The 13,514-nt window shown below is 37.3% G+C and carries 17 protein-coding genes; 3 read left to right on the top strand and 14 right to left on the bottom strand.

The features are described from left to right. Positions 1-55: 55 nt before the first annotated feature. The gene (locus tag Q4493_RS16880; protein ID WP_303455195.1) at positions 56-745 is read left to right on the top strand and encodes a flagellin; all 690 of its coding nucleotides are present in this window, start codon (positions 56-58) and stop codon (positions 743-745) included. A gap of 126 nt (positions 746-871) precedes the next feature. Continuing rightward, positions 872-1,108 (top strand): YheU family protein, encoded by a 237-nt coding sequence (locus Q4493_RS16875; protein WP_303455193.1) that lies wholly within the window; start codon positions 872-874, stop codon positions 1,106-1,108. On the opposite strand, the gene Q4493_RS16870 is transcribed toward Q4493_RS16875, so the two are convergent. The 3 genes from Q4493_RS16870 to nudE are packed head-to-tail and all read right to left on the bottom strand — an operon-like array spanning position 1,095 to position 3,093. Next, the gene (locus tag Q4493_RS16870) at positions 1,095-1,682 is read right to left on the bottom strand and encodes a YceI family protein (RefSeq protein ID WP_303455191.1); all 588 of its coding nucleotides are present in this window, start codon (positions 1,680-1,682) and stop codon (positions 1,095-1,097) included. The genes Q4493_RS16875 and Q4493_RS16870 overlap by 14 nt on opposite strands. Positions 1,683-1,720: 38 nt before the next feature. After that, complete coding sequence (gene cysQ / locus Q4493_RS16865) at positions 1,721-2,539, bottom strand: 3'(2'),5'-bisphosphate nucleotidase CysQ (protein WP_303455188.1); 819 nt, start codon at positions 2,537-2,539, stop codon at positions 1,721-1,723. Beyond that, positions 2,536-3,093, bottom strand: coding sequence for an ADP compounds hydrolase NudE (gene nudE / locus Q4493_RS16860; RefSeq protein WP_303455186.1), 558 nt, complete (start codon positions 3,091-3,093; stop codon positions 2,536-2,538). The genes cysQ and nudE overlap by 4 nt, the downstream gene beginning before the upstream one ends. An 89-nt stretch (positions 3,094-3,182) precedes the next feature. On the opposite strand from nudE, the gene yrfG reads away from it, so the two are divergent. Further along, positions 3,183-3,857 carry a GMP/IMP nucleotidase gene (gene yrfG, locus Q4493_RS16855; protein WP_303455184.1) on the top strand — a complete coding sequence of 225 codons (675 nt, stop codon included), beginning with the start codon at positions 3,183-3,185 and terminating at the stop codon, positions 3,855-3,857. A 5-nt stretch (positions 3,858-3,862) separates the two neighbouring features. Here the strand turns inward: yrfG and Q4493_RS16850 are convergent, their stop codons facing one another. The 11 genes from Q4493_RS16850 to gspH form a co-directional block, all read right to left on the bottom strand. Next, positions 3,863-4,300, bottom strand: a complete 438-nt coding sequence (locus Q4493_RS16850; protein ID WP_303455181.1) for a group 1 truncated hemoglobin — start codon at positions 4,298-4,300, stop codon at positions 3,863-3,865. A gap of 1 nt (position 4,301) precedes the next feature. Next, positions 4,302-5,123 (bottom strand): DUF3034 family protein, encoded by an 822-nt coding sequence (locus tag Q4493_RS16845; RefSeq protein ID WP_303455179.1) that lies wholly within the window; start codon positions 5,121-5,123, stop codon positions 4,302-4,304. Beyond that, complete coding sequence (locus tag Q4493_RS16840; protein ID WP_303455171.1) at positions 5,107-7,431, bottom strand: EAL domain-containing protein; 2,325 nt, start codon at positions 7,429-7,431, stop codon at positions 5,107-5,109. The genes Q4493_RS16845 and Q4493_RS16840 overlap by 17 nt, the downstream gene beginning before the upstream one ends. Then, entirely contained in the window at positions 7,421-8,071 is a 651-nt protein-coding gene (locus tag Q4493_RS16835) for a methylamine utilization protein (RefSeq protein WP_303455168.1), read from the bottom strand. The genes Q4493_RS16840 and Q4493_RS16835 overlap by 11 nt, the downstream gene beginning before the upstream one ends. 219 nt (positions 8,072-8,290) lie before the next feature. Beyond that, positions 8,291-9,034: a type II secretion system protein N gene (locus Q4493_RS16830; protein ID WP_303455165.1), complete on the bottom strand. Its 744-nt coding sequence runs from the start codon at positions 9,032-9,034 to the stop codon at positions 8,291-8,293. Further along, entirely contained in the window at positions 9,034-9,504 is a 471-nt protein-coding gene (locus Q4493_RS16825) for a type II secretion system protein M (RefSeq protein ID WP_303455162.1), read from the bottom strand. Before Q4493_RS16825 ends, Q4493_RS16830 begins: the two co-directional genes overlap by 1 nt. Then, complete coding sequence (gspL, locus tag Q4493_RS16820) at positions 9,501-10,727, bottom strand: type II secretion system protein GspL (RefSeq protein ID WP_303455159.1); 1,227 nt, start codon at positions 10,725-10,727, stop codon at positions 9,501-9,503. Before gspL ends, Q4493_RS16825 begins: the two co-directional genes overlap by 4 nt. Beyond that, positions 10,727-11,713, bottom strand: coding sequence for a type II secretion system minor pseudopilin GspK (gspK, locus tag Q4493_RS16815; RefSeq protein ID WP_303455156.1), 987 nt, complete (start codon positions 11,711-11,713; stop codon positions 10,727-10,729). Before gspK ends, gspL begins: the two co-directional genes overlap by 1 nt. Further along, entirely contained in the window at positions 11,710-12,444 is a 735-nt protein-coding gene (gene gspJ / locus Q4493_RS16810) for a type II secretion system minor pseudopilin GspJ (protein ID WP_303455153.1), read from the bottom strand. Before gspJ ends, gspK begins: the two co-directional genes overlap by 4 nt. A 2-nt stretch (positions 12,445-12,446) precedes the next feature. Beyond that, positions 12,447-12,824: a type II secretion system minor pseudopilin GspI gene (gene gspI / locus Q4493_RS16805; protein WP_303455150.1), complete on the bottom strand. Its 378-nt coding sequence runs from the start codon at positions 12,822-12,824 to the stop codon at positions 12,447-12,449. Beyond that, positions 12,824-13,474, bottom strand: a complete 651-nt coding sequence (gene gspH, locus Q4493_RS16800) for a type II secretion system minor pseudopilin GspH (RefSeq protein ID WP_303455147.1) — start codon at positions 13,472-13,474, stop codon at positions 12,824-12,826. Before gspH ends, gspI begins: the two co-directional genes overlap by 1 nt. Positions 13,475-13,514 lie beyond the last annotated feature (40 nt).

The raw sequence follows: 13,514 nt of genomic DNA, 5'->3' as shown, positions 1-13,514 counted from the left end.
TATAGTTAATTTGAATATTTTGTCGTTATTCATTTAATTTTTAAAGGTGATGTTTATGAATGTCTCTATTAATCAAACTTCCTCATCATTAAGCTTTATCGAACGCTTAACACAAGAGCGTGAAGAAAAAGCCGAGAAACTAGCTTCTGGCAAACGTATTAATAGTGCCGCTGATGATGCTGCAGGCTTACAGATAGCGAACAGATTAACTTCTCAAGTAAACAGTTATCAACAACTTAGTGTTAACTCTCAAGATCAAATTAACCTTAATAATGTTCAATCTGGTCAACTCGCGTCAATTACCGATGGCTTACAACGAGCAAAAGAGCTTTCAGTTCAGTCAGGTAGTCCGCTAAATAACAGTAGTGCTATTCAAGGTGAACTTGATCAAATTACCGAACAAATAAATACCATTGCCGCTGAAGTGCTTGATGATCCAAACTTCTTATCAGGTTTAGATGCAAGTGATCCAACTACTACGCAAGGCGCATTAGACACAGCTTTTGAAACCTTAAGCGAAACAGCATCGGCGCTTGGCGCAGAAACCAACGCATTAGCAAGTCAAGTTTCAACCTATGAAACTAGCCGTGTCAATGTCAGTGAGTCTCGGTCTCGCATTCAAGATACAGATTTTGCAAAAACCGCTGGTGAAGAAGAAAAGTTAGATACCTTATTGCAAGCAACTATCATTGCCAAAAAAGATAATGAAGCCCGTAAAGGTTTATTGATTAATCAATTAATTTAACGCGTTAACTTCTTAACGCTCAAAAATATAATCAATTCTAGCCTACTTACCTGTAGGCTTTTTTATTGCTAAGCGTTAAACTCATAATCGATTCTCGATACTTCAATAAAAAACCGAAATAACTTTATGATAATACCTTACCAGTCTTTGCCTCCAGAAACGCTTAACGCGGTCATAGAAGCTTTTGTTTTAACAGAAGGAACCGAGTATGGAGTTAATGAAGCAAGCTTATCTGAAAAGATTGCACAAGTTAAACAACAACTTGTGCAAGAAAAGGCCGTATTAGTTTATTCGGAATTACATCAAACGGTTAATATTTTACCCGCAGAGCAATTCGCACAAAACCAGTTTATTGATGAGTAAAAGTTAACACAAAGTTGACTGGCACCCGATGTGTGATACTGGGTAAATTTGCCAACGATTGCAGTTTATTAATACCTGCTATCAAGTCAAAATCTTCTGCACTAATAATCAAAGGCTCTAGATTAACTACGAGTAATTTTTTTGCGGTTAATTTAGTGACTAAAACCTTTATAGTAATCGTTTGCTTTTGACCATGTAAGTCAATTTCACCAGTAACCATCATATTTTCACTGGCACCATTTGCTAAACTTGCTAACGCTTTATCATTTAATTGCGTTGTAAAAGTCGCTTTAGGGAAAATCTTAGTATTAAAAAGATAATCTTTCATCCGTTGATCACGAATAGCAATTTTAGTATCAACACTCGTTAAGTCGATTGATAAATTAACTTGTCCTTTTTCAGTAATAGAGGCAGAAAAATTGTTAAAAGAATGATTTTCAACGAGATGCGTTTTCTTTACCGAGATAAAGTTAAGGGTTGAATCTGTAGGTGTTAATTGCCACTCTGCGGCACTATAACAACTAAACAAACCAGCCAATAATAATCCAGTAATTTTTTTGAAATGTATGTTCATTTTGTCCCTTTAAGTGATTGTAAATTGAGTAGCATTATTTAACGGATTGCCCGATGAGGCTTAATAATTTTCTGCCAAGGAATACTTTTATTCCCTAATGAGATGAAATCAGGGTTGAGTAAGCTTTCACGTACATTATACGATAAGGCATTAAATTCACTGTCTAATATTGTACCACCTGCTTCCTCTAAAATGCATTGGCTTGCGCCTGTATCCCACTCTCCAGTAGGCCCAATGCGTAAATAACAGTCAGCGCCACCTTCGGCAATTAAACAATTTTTTAATGAACAACTACCTAGCGCAATATAATCGAATTCAAATGCATCGTTTAAATATTGCCCCATTAAACTGAGTTTTTGTCGACGACTGATCGCGACATTTATTTTACGCTTTCCATCATAAGGCTTTACAGAAATTTGCTGACTTCCTTGCGCGCTTTCTTTAAAAGCCCCTACTCCTTTTTGTGCGTAGTAAGTTAATTGATGATCGGGTGCATGGATCACCCCAATAACCGGCCAACCATTTTCAACAAGGGCTACATTAACGGCAAAATCACCACTACCAATAATAAATTCACCGGTACCGTCAATTGGATCTAGTAACCAATATCGAGACCAGGCTTTGCGATCTTGTAAAGGTAGCGCGCCAACTTCTTCTGAAATAATAGGAATATCGGGTGTTAACCGCGAAAGCTCAGCCATTAAAATATCATTTGCTGCTATATCAGCACTAGTAACAGGGCTATTATCTTCTTTTATTTCAGCGGTATAATCACCACGTTTATAATGTTTAACAACTTCGACACCCGCCTTTTTGCTACTTTCAAGAGCAATGGTTAATAGTTGTTCTAGCTTCATTGCTCATCCTTTAATTTATCTCTTATTAACATTAATGCAGCAATGCTACGGGCTTCATTAAAATCAGGTTGTGCCAGTAATGCAGCATAATCAGATAATTTCCACTGAATAACGTCTAATGGCTCAGGTTCATCCCCAGCAAGTTGCTCAGGATAAAGCTGCTTGGCGATAAAAATTTCCATCGTGCCAGAAAAAAAAGCCGGAGCCATAGCCACGGTATGCAAAAGATCGAGCTGTTCGGCTCCAAAACCTATCTCTTCTTTTAATTCTCTATTCGCCGCTTCCACCGCTTGTTCTCCAGGGTCTATTAATCCCTTAGGAAAACCTAATTCATAACTATGCGTGCCAGCACAATATTCTTTCACTAACAAGATAGTTTCGTCATCCATTAACGGTACTATCATCACAGAGCCACGTCCTGACCCTTCCATGCGTTCATAAACCCGTTCAACACCGTTACTGAACGTGAGATCTATTTGTTCAATCGCAAATAAATTACTTTTCGCAATTTGTCTGCGGTTTCGGATCAAAGGTAAGTTGTTTTTTTCTGTCATAATGTTTGGCAAATCAGTAAATAACTTCAGAACGCTTTTTTATTATTAGATATAATACCTTAGATAACTTGTATTACTAGGAAAAATCTATGCTTGATTGGTCAAAAATTTCGACAGTTTTATTGGATATGGACGGCACAATCCTCGATTTGCATTTTGACAATCATTTTTGGCTGCATCATTTGCCACAACGTTATAGTGAAGATGCTAAGTTATCTCTCTCACAAGCAAAGCAAAACTTAGTGGATCATTATGAAAAAGTCTCTGGTACTATCGATTGGTATTGCCTTGATTATTGGGCAAAGCAAACTAAGTTACCTATTACCACGTTAAAACGTGAGGTTCAGCATTTAATACAACTTCGTGATGACGCACATGACTTTTTAATTGCCTTAAAAGAATCAGGCCGAGAAATAATTTTAGTGACAAATGCGCATCCAGACAGCCTATCGCTGAAAATAGAGCACACACAGTTAGATCAGTATTTTGATGTTTTGTATTCAACCCACGAATTTGGTGTCACAAAAGAATCTCAAAAACTATGGCAACGTTTGCAAGCCAAACAACCTTTTGAGTTATCGAGTACGCTATTTGTTGATGATAGTCTTGAAATTCTTGATTCGGCGAAAGAATTTGGTATTAAGCATTTATTGGCTGTCGCTAATCCAGATAGTCAAAAGCCTACGCGCATCATCACTGATTACGCTTCTGTGACTGACTTTCGAACATTAGTAACGGATATTCTAAAAAACCCAATACGCTGATTAACTTATATTTTAATAATATCATCACGTAAAGGAGCAAGCTTATTGAGTATTTTATTTTGCAAAGGATAACTCACCTTCGTTTGCTCTAAGGCTTTTATGAGCAATTCAACTACTCGATTAAAATCTCCTTCTGTGATGTACATACCAGTATGAATGTCTTGCATACTGTCACCTTCAAACGTACAAGGCCCGCTTAAAGCTTGGCAAAAATGTTGAATAAAACCTTGTCTAAAGTAGTCAACATTCGTATGGGTAAAATAACCAATCACTTGAGGGTCATTTGCTATGTTAATAATAAAAGCATCAACAATTTTCTCAACTTGAGGTGCTCCACCAATGGCTTGATAAAGAGTTTGCTGAGTTTCTGTCGTTTGCTTTTGAACACTGCAGCTCATTATTGAGGTGATGATAATGATGAGAAAGAATATACGTTGATTCATCTTAGTATGTTCCTGTCATTGAAAGGTACCACCCCTGTTGCTTATCTATCGCTGCGATAGCCCCCAAATTCAAATAGGCAAGAGTAAAATTGATATGTTTGTTTGGAAACCAAGCGACAAAAACATCTTGCCAATCATCTTCTTTCAATCCTAAATTATCCGGTTTTTGTCGATATTCTACACCGATGGCGAGATGCTTATTCAATAGCACTGCAGCTGAAACTTCTGCATTAATTGAACCATTCCCTTCTTTACCGCCAAAACCTAGCAAACCTAATTCATTTGCTTGGCTATAACGCAATGTTGCATTCCACAGTAAATTATATCCAGCTACCGCACCGAGATGTAATTTACTAGCGGCAAGATACACATCAATGCCTTTATCATCTTCTGCACCTAAGGCACTGGGAATATCCCATGTAGTGACCGTTTTAGCTTGAATACCCACGGAAAACTGCGGCCACGTACTATAAACAATATCCCCATACAGCCTAACTTTTGCTCCGATAATATGCTGCTTTAATGTTAATGAAAGAGGATTTACTTCAAAACGTTGTTCGGCATATGACAACTCAACCCTGTCATAAATATTCAATTGGGCACCACAAACATTTAATCTAAAATCATCAACATTAGCGAGTGAGCAAAAGCCAGAAAGAGCGATTTCATTTTCTGTGGCGTATCCTGCCAATTGCGCCCAAGGTACTAAGCCTCCTCCTGCTGCCCCTTCAATTTGAGAAACGCCAGGTGTAGCCAAAATTTTACCGTTAGCAAAAATCTGCATCGGTAACAGCAACAAAAAAAGACTAATAATTCGGTTCATAATGCTTATACCATTGCACAAAAGTCTCGGCGTCAACGGGCCTTGAGATATAATATCCTTGAGCATATTCACAACCGTAGGATGCCAGTAACGCAAGACTCTCTTTGTTTTCGACACCTTCAGCCACTACTTGCATATTTAACTTATGTCCTAAAGAAATAGTTGAACTGACAATATCTTGATCTTTAAGGCATGCTTCTAATGACAAAATAAAGCATTTATCAATTTTCAATTCATCAACAGGTAAACTTTTTAGTTTAGATAACGAAGATTGGCCAATACCATAGTCATCAACCGAAATTTGAAAACCTAGGGATTGAAGATGCGAAAGCCTTTGAACAACAATTTCTTCATTTTCAGCTAAATCTCGCTCTGTTAATTCTAGCGTTAATTGATTAGGTAATACCTGGTAAGTTTCGATGGTTGAAAGCAAATAATCGACAAACTCTGGGTGTTGAATATCTTGTGCTGACAAATTCACAGACACACGAATATTAAGACCAATTTTATTCCATTGTTCCATTTGCATAGCAACATGCTTTATCACCCAATGGGTAAGAGTAACAATTAATCCGGATTTTTCCGCTAAACTAACAAAATGTTCAGGATTTACAAATTCTCCCGCTTTATTTATCCAACGAATTAATGCTTCAGCCTTCTCTATTTTATTATTAGATAAGTTAAGTTTTGGCTGATAATTCAGAAATAATGGACTATTTTCTGAATGCAACGCAATACGCAGTTCTTCAATCATTTGTATTTTTTGTAAATACGCTTCATCTTCACCATCAACATATTGACGAATTGATTTTTGCTCTTTTGTTGCAGCACGCATCGCCATGATTACTCGGCGAAGTAATAACTCAGGGGATGTACCGTGCAATATCGAATTTACCGAACCTATGTTTAATTCAAGATTCATTTTTATATCATCAAGCCAATAGGGTTGAGTTAATCTGTCATGTAAATTTAATAACTCTGGCTCTATTTCTGTTATCTCTGAAATCGCTAGCACTAAAATAAACTCATCGGAGTCAATCCGACCAGCAGCACCAACATTAATACTTTGATGATGTGCTTTTATGTAGTCTTGTAAACGTGAAGCTAAGCCTTGCAATATTAAGTCACCATTTTCAGGGCCAATAGTGTCATTAATTTGATTAAAGCTTTTGATATTGATACTAGCAATTAATAAATTAGCTTTTGCATTTAATTGCTGGTCGATAATTTTAAGTAACATTTGACGATTGTATAAGCCCGTAAGGTGATCATGCTCAGCTTGGTATTTAATTTCTTTTTCACGATGACTAATCGCCTCGCCCATCGTTGAAAACGCATAATATAATTCATTAAATTCCGTAGGGAGTTGTTGCTCATTTTTCTCTATTTTTAATTCACCACGACCAATTCGGGCCGTTAATTTCATCAAATATTTAAGTGGGGTAGAAATTCCCTTAGACAGTAGGCGCGATAAGAACATCGATATTAAAATGATTAATAAAGCAATGATTAAAATAGACGAAATAAGTTGATTGAACTCTTCATGTACTTCTTTTAGCGATGTTGATAATACAGCAGAAATACCTGCTTCTTGATCAAATGGAACCTGCTTATTAAAGTAATTTGTTTTGTTAATTAATAAGTCTAAGGTCGTTATAGGGGTAACGTGTAAATCTTGTGTGGTATTTTTAAAGTCTCCGAAACTAGAAACGATATGTTGCTTATTCACAACTAACGTAATATCTAGCGATGTTAAGTTTTTCAATTTGAGTAAAGCGTCACGACTTAATTGAAAACCTACAACCGCATACCCTATTTCTCTAGGAGCTTTTACCGGCAAAATAATAAGTTGATAAATACGATTATTAAACACAAGAAATTGTGTCAAATTCGCATTGGCTAATAATGTTTTAATTTTACTTGTCGCTTGATCGATTGATATCGTTTGTTTCGCGCTAACTGAAATAAGTTCACCTTGCAAATCAACCATCATCATCAAATCTGCATTGATTCTTTCACCATGGTTTAATAAAACGCTTTCAATGGTATTTTTATCTCTTGTGGCAATTGCTTGTTTAAACCCAAAATCAGCCGTTAATACTCGAGTTGCCGTCACTAATAATTGTTCTTGTGATGATAAATATTGCGTGAGTACATTTTGAGCATACCTCATTTGTCGCTCAATTTGCTTCTCCGTTAATTGTGCGGTTCTAAAGGCATAACTTGTGGTAAGCGTGATCGCTGTAATAATAATGAGCAACGCTGATAACCAAGCTACCTGTGATCGAATACTTAACCTAGTGAGCATGTTTACTTAATTCTCCAAAAGTATTGCGAGGTGCCGGAGTTTTAGTATTCACTGTTATCGTGACCTCACTTTTGTTAGACGTGAGTATAGAAATAGGCAATTTTTCTCGGTGATCCACACCTTGTACTGCATCAGGATGCCATAAATAAAAATAAGTGGCAGATGCAGGAACGTCTGCTATCTCAACTTTTCCTTCAGCATTTGCTTTAACTGCGAACGTATTATCATGAATATAAATATAACCCACCATAGAGTCGTGTATATTACAGCCTAATACTACGACACCACTTTTCTCAAACTTAATCGGGGCTTTCGGACGAGATGCGTAAAGTTTTAACTCAAATGTTTTCGCGGCTGAAAAAGAATAAACATGATGGCGAATATCATCACTATTTGGAAAAGACACTAAACTATTTTTGTTAGCTATTAATACGATAGGCTCAAAAGCTTTGTCTATTTGATCCATCATTAATGGGGTATCACTATACTTATTTTCAGCTTGATGAACAGGGATCTCAAGCACGGCATCGACTAAAGGTTTACCGTGTTGGTCAAGAATAACAATAGTGGTAGAAAAGGCAAAATGACTAAAAGCAAATATTATCGTCGCACAAATTAAAATAGTTTTTTTTACATGCATACTTTTCTATCGTTAAACAATGATAAATTGATTATGACAAGCAAATAGCGTAAACGCAAAATTACTTAATCATAAGAATTTAAAGAGTTTTCAATAAAAAAGGACAATGATAAAGTCGAAATCAATTAGCTTAAATCACCGGTGTAAATATGACTTGTACAGTACTTTTTAGCACTTCTAGATATTCCCCTAAGAAGTGCTAATCATGCACAGTTCTTATTAAAAGCGAAGTAAATATCGCCCTTGTCGATCAGGTTTTCCTAAAAAGGGTAAGACTTGTTCAAACGCTTTAGGCATAGTGCTATTCGGCGTTAAATAACCATTCCCTGAGACAGCAAAGCCTTGACCCACCGAAGCAGAAAAACTTAACCCTAAATCATTTTTCTCATCTAATGTTATTACTACATCACCTTGCTGGCAGCTAAGTGCGGTTGATAGTTTTCCTAATGCTACTTTTTGATCTAAGACAGTTACCGCCGCTTTGTTCCACGCAATGTTTCCTGATAAAGACTGACAAATTGCTTTACCGGCAACAAACTCAGATACGTTAATATCAACAAAATCATGCGCTTTAACTGGTAGCGGTAAATTTAAATGAGCAGAAATATTATCTGCCCTAAGTGAGATATTGGCATCAGTTATACGCAATGCCGAAAATATGCCATTAATATTAGCAACGCCTTCAGGGCCAGATACCAAAGCACCACCAAAGGTAAGTTTGATGTTAGGGTCCAAGGTCAATAATGACAACGGACTTAACTCAATTTCTATATCATTCACTAAAAAGTTATCATAATTAGCTGTTTTTATTTTGCTATGCCAAATAGTGCCACTCACGACACTTAATTGTAACTGACTTGGCAAAGTCACCCATTGTAAAACGAAACTTGCTGGCATCAATGCCAATAAACATATGAAATAAACGCCAATAACACCCGCGCTGATCTTAAACCACTTAGCCATTAAATCTTTCCTAACTGCAAACGCTTCACTCGCACTTGCCCAGGTTGTTCACCTTTTGTTAAATCAATTGTTTCTACTTGAATGCCTTCGTCATTAACGAGTGTTTCTAACCAAGTTAATAATTGCGTAAAAGCAATATTATCTATCCACACTTGTACACTGTTACTTTGTGGTTGAATACGCGTTATAGTTATTGCTTGTTGTCTAGCACTACGATTGACGATTGACGACATACTCCCTGAACTAGTTTGACCGTTACCCGCCTTTTTTTCCGCTTTATAACGTTGTGTTTCACTTGCAACAAAGGTTAATAAAGCCTGTTGACGAGTTAGTTTATCTTGTCCCTTGTCAATATTTTCATGTAAAGGCTGCCAAATAAAACTATAGAAAACAAACACCAATAACACACCCGCTAACGAACCAATTAAACGTTGCTCTCGAGCATTAAGACCTAACCACCAAGCTTTCATGATCGACCTCCTTTAGGAGCGGTAATACTAAATGAACCCGTAATTTGATCGCCTTGATTGTTTTGGGCACCTTGCGAAACAGAAAAACCTTGTTGCTCTAATAAAGTTTTAAATTGTTCAAATTGCTGATAACTCGTTGCACTCGCCTGCATACGTAATTCACTTCGCTTGCCATCAAACTTAATTGACTCTGGTTTTAATTGAGGAACTTGTGAAAAGGCTGGTTGTATAGTTGTCAGCATCATCAAAAAATTTGCATCATTACTTGTCGCGCCAATTTCAGCCATCTTTCTTTTCAATTGCGACCTAATGGTGGAAATACGCACTCGTTTAGTTTCAGGAAATGCAGACATATATTGCTCAATAATTTGCTGCTCTAGTGCGCTATTTTGATTATCTATCTGCCATAAAGTTGCAGATTTTAAGATAAGGTTTACCAGCAAAGCTAACCCTGCAAAACCTGCCGCCCATACCCAAGTTTTAACTAAAGGTGAACGCGTTGACTTAACTTGAAACTCACCTTGTAATAAATTGAAATTTGCATGTGAAAGTTGCTGTGCAAATAATGCTAAAGGTAATTCTTCTGGTTGAGAATGAATGACGATATTTTCTTCACAGTTTGGTAACGATGAAAACGCATCAATATTAATCGTCTCGCCGTTTTTCCATAGCATATTGGCTTGTTGCCAAAGGTTTTCATCAAACAAACCGCCTTGCCAATTATGTTGTTTTAACAACACTTGGTTGTCTATCATAATCGCTTGCCAATTTTCCTGGGCATCAGGTAAAGCTAATACCTCAGGCAGCATTCTTTTGGTCGAAATACTCGCTTCATTTAACCAGTTCAACCAAAGTCGCATCTGTTGTTGTTCAACAACGGCAACAAAGCAATTTTCATTTGATGCAGGAGTTTTATGGTCTCCATAAGCAAAAAATAATTGTTCAACATCTTGGGCTAATTCGTCTTCAAGCATGTAAGGTGCCGCTAGGCGAATAGCTTTTTGTGATTTTGCCGGTACATGTAAACTTTTCAAGGTAACATCGCAACTAGGCACCAAGACTACTACTTCTCTTGATTGTGCTTTTTCGGTTAATTGCGAGAGTTGTTCAGCGCCAGCTAGCTCGCCACTGGCAATAATTTCTTGCCCGTGTGTGTCCCACACCATCCAATGAATGGTATTGTGATAATTACTGCCTAAACGTATGATTAGATTTTCTGCCATTAGTCACGTCCTATAGTGCGGCTAATTACGCTAATTTTATTATTATCAGCTACATATAAAGTAGAATTTAATTGAAAGTAGCTATTATTAAAGTTTGCTGTTGCCTTTAGTTTAAAGTATTCGCTATCAACAACAAACCGCTGTTTTTGTTCTTCGGTCAATTTTAGCGTTTTAATTTCAGGTAATTCAAAAAACGCATTTAGATCTTTAAAACCATCTTCTTCTCTTGCAGAAAGCGCTTGTTCAGCATCTTCACGACTCATAGACAATATCGCCTGTAATATCTCGGGTGATTCCTGAGACAAGGTATTGATATTCACTTGATATAAATTATTGTTAGGAATAACACAAACATAGTCTTTCAACGCCTGAATCACCGGAAGCGAAAAATGCTCGATAACGCGTAATTCATTCACGCTAGCCAAATAATTATTTGCCGGAAAATAGGGAAATGCTTTTGCCGCATAATCATTATCTTCGGCACCACCTGCACTGACAATAGAGGAATCGCTATCTAGCCAGTCTGTCAAAGCATCCGCCATATACTCAGCAGAAAATTCATCCACCTCATCAATATTTAAGGCAATCAATAACTCTTCAAAGGCAAGCCTCGCCGGCGCTTTTTTATTTTGGCCCCTTTCAGATGGTTGCGATCGCAACGCATTTAAATTAAAACACGCTTGTAAATCAGTTATTTCACCAGAAATTTCACCGTAATCAACCGGATAAGTAGTTTTTCCTTGTGCCCACATTTGCCCTAAATGGGTGACATCTTTTTCTTCATTAAAGGCAGTAAATAGTACGCGTTTAGCAAAAGCTTCTGCACCCATGGCATACCAGTAGGCTTGTTGATTAAAGTTTATATTCGTTGTGCGCTGCACTTGTAATTGTAAACGCGCTAACATTTGCGTGGCTATAATGGCCGCTAATGCTACCACCAACATTACAGTAATTAATGCGACACCTTTCCCCTGAATACGTCTCATCGCTGATCACCTTGAGATGATCGCGAAGGCGTATTACCTCGTTGCGCGTTCGTTGAGTTATTTTGACTATCGCCGTTAGCGTCAGGCCTTCGTTGATCCATGATGCGAACTTCATTTAATCCATCCGCGATCAAAAATTTTCGCTCGATAATACCTATATCTTCTGTTTCGACAATCAATTTTATTGCTTTGGGAAATTGCGCTTTAATTAAGGTGTTTTGCCATTTACTTTTATAAAAATATTCAATATCAAACGCGGTTACTTGCTCAATTAATTTTCGAGCTCTTGGCTCTTCTCCAGTGACCGCATCTACAAAATTAAAGTGTAATCGTTCCAGGACATTGTCGTTAATACGATAGGCGACAGATTGTAAGTCGCTGCGGGGGATCAATAAACCTGGGTTGGTCCAACCATGTCGAACAAAGGCGATACTTTCATCACTGGTTGAAAAACTGCTATGTTCAGTATGAATAAAATTTTCCAACGGCGTTTCGCCTTCTACGCGCATAGAACGGGCCGCAATTTGGAGAAAATCTCGTTCGATCACCAACCATGCTCGTTGAATATCGTTTAACCTTTGCATTTTCTCATTAGAGAAACGTTCACTTTGAATAACACCATCAAAGACACTAAAACTTGCCAAACTGATCATCGCAAAAATAGCAATCGCCAATAATACTTCGATTAATGTAAAACCACGGATTTTTTGACGCTTGGTATAAATACTCATCACTATGTACCCTTTGATACATAAGTCATCAAAGAAGTAAGTGCTAACTCTGACTTTTCACTTTGTCTAACTTCAATGACAATTGAGCGCATGTTATTGTCTTGGGTTTTAATCACCTTTTGGGTCCAAAACCATTCCCGGCCTGCCATGTCTACTTTGCCCGTTTTATTATCTTTAGGTGGCCAGGTTTCATCAAGACTTGCTTCCACAAGTTGATTAGACGCCACCCAATCGGCAATCATTTTATTTTCTAAATTATTTAAACTATTAAAATGGGTGTCGGCCGTATCGAGTAGTGCTAATCCGGCAAGAGAAAATACCGATAAAGCCAATAATACCTCAATTAAAGTGAAGCCTTGCAAGACACGTTTACACATCATTACTCGTTATTCCCATAATGATCTTCAGCAGAAAATGTCGCGCCATTGACGAAAGGGCCAACAATATCTACAGGTGTACTATATAAACCAACTACCGAGAACGACATATCAGGCGCTTCAAACCATTGAGGATGAAAAGAAAACTCAACGCGAAACGGTGAGATATCGCCACCAGATAAAATATATACTTGCGGAATAATGGGCTTTTGATCATCGCTTAACCCTTCTTTCATTTCAGCTAAATGCTCATCATCTGGTGTAAACAATTCTGCTGACACTAAGGGGGGTTGCTCTAAGGGCAAATCATCAAATATTAATTTTATGATAATATTTTCAGGTAATTCGTGAGGTACTAATATCTCGTTATTGGGTAAAGCGGTCCAACGTAATCCATCATAACCAACAAACTGATACGTGTTTTTGTCAATAAACAAACCTAATTCAAGGTTATTTAATAAGCCATATTCTGCCGCTAAATTAAATACACCAGCAAAACGGTGCGCTTCCTGTTCTAATTGTGACTCAGGTTTATTTGTAGCGAAATTTATTTGAATGGCAGCGACCATTAAACCGATCACCACGATCACCAATAAGACTTCAATTAACGTAAAGCCTTGTTGGTGTATATTTTTACTACCTTTTTGCAACATAACTTAAATAGATAGAGGTAGTGGTTTTATCACGCGACAA

The sequence above is a fragment of the Colwellia sp. 1_MG-2023 genome (assembly GCF_030546755.1).
In the GTDB taxonomy this organism is placed as follows: Bacteria; Pseudomonadota; Gammaproteobacteria; order Enterobacterales; family Alteromonadaceae; genus Thalassotalea_H.
This window is presented reverse-complemented; position numbering and strand designations above follow the sequence as displayed.

Bases quoted from the DNA above. Each gene is read 5' to 3' on its own strand.
- cysQ (WP_303455188.1), bottom strand. From the start codon at position 2,539: ATGAAGCTAGAACAACTATTAACCATTGCTCTTGAAAGTAGCAAAAAG.
- gspH (WP_303455147.1), bottom strand. From the start codon at position 13,474: ATGTTGCAAAAAGGTAGTAAAAATATACACCAACAAGGCTTTACGTTA.
- gspI (WP_303455150.1), bottom strand. From the start codon at position 12,824: ATGATGTGTAAACGTGTCTTGCAAGGCTTCACTTTAATTGAGGTATTA.
- gspL (WP_303455159.1), bottom strand. From the start codon at position 10,727: ATGGCAGAAAATCTAATCATACGTTTAGGCAGTAATTATCACAATACC.
- Q4493_RS16880 (WP_303455195.1), top strand. From the start codon at position 56: ATGAATGTCTCTATTAATCAAACTTCCTCATCATTAAGCTTTATCGAA.
- Q4493_RS16870 (WP_303455191.1), bottom strand. From the start codon at position 1,682: ATGAACATACATTTCAAAAAAATTACTGGATTATTATTGGCTGGTTTG.
- Q4493_RS16875 (WP_303455193.1), top strand. From the start codon at position 872: ATGATAATACCTTACCAGTCTTTGCCTCCAGAAACGCTTAACGCGGTC.
- yrfG (WP_303455184.1), top strand. From the start codon at position 3,183: ATGCTTGATTGGTCAAAAATTTCGACAGTTTTATTGGATATGGACGGC.
- Q4493_RS16845 (WP_303455179.1), bottom strand. From the start codon at position 5,123: ATGAACCGAATTATTAGTCTTTTTTTGTTGCTGTTACCGATGCAGATT.
- Q4493_RS16850 (WP_303455181.1), bottom strand. From the start codon at position 4,300: ATGAATCAACGTATATTCTTTCTCATCATTATCATCACCTCAATAATG.
- nudE (WP_303455186.1), bottom strand. From the start codon at position 3,093: ATGACAGAAAAAAACAACTTACCTTTGATCCGAAACCGCAGACAAATT.
- gspK (WP_303455156.1), bottom strand. From the start codon at position 11,713: ATGAGACGTATTCAGGGGAAAGGTGTCGCATTAATTACTGTAATGTTG.
- Q4493_RS16830 (WP_303455165.1), bottom strand. From the start codon at position 9,034: ATGGCTAAGTGGTTTAAGATCAGCGCGGGTGTTATTGGCGTTTATTTC.
- gspJ (WP_303455153.1), bottom strand. From the start codon at position 12,444: ATGAGTATTTATACCAAGCGTCAAAAAATCCGTGGTTTTACATTAATC.
- Q4493_RS16825 (WP_303455162.1), bottom strand. From the start codon at position 9,504: ATGAAAGCTTGGTGGTTAGGTCTTAATGCTCGAGAGCAACGTTTAATT.
- Q4493_RS16835 (WP_303455168.1), bottom strand. From the start codon at position 8,071: ATGCATGTAAAAAAAACTATTTTAATTTGTGCGACGATAATATTTGCT.
- Q4493_RS16840 (WP_303455171.1), bottom strand. From the start codon at position 7,431: ATGCTCACTAGGTTAAGTATTCGATCACAGGTAGCTTGGTTATCAGCG.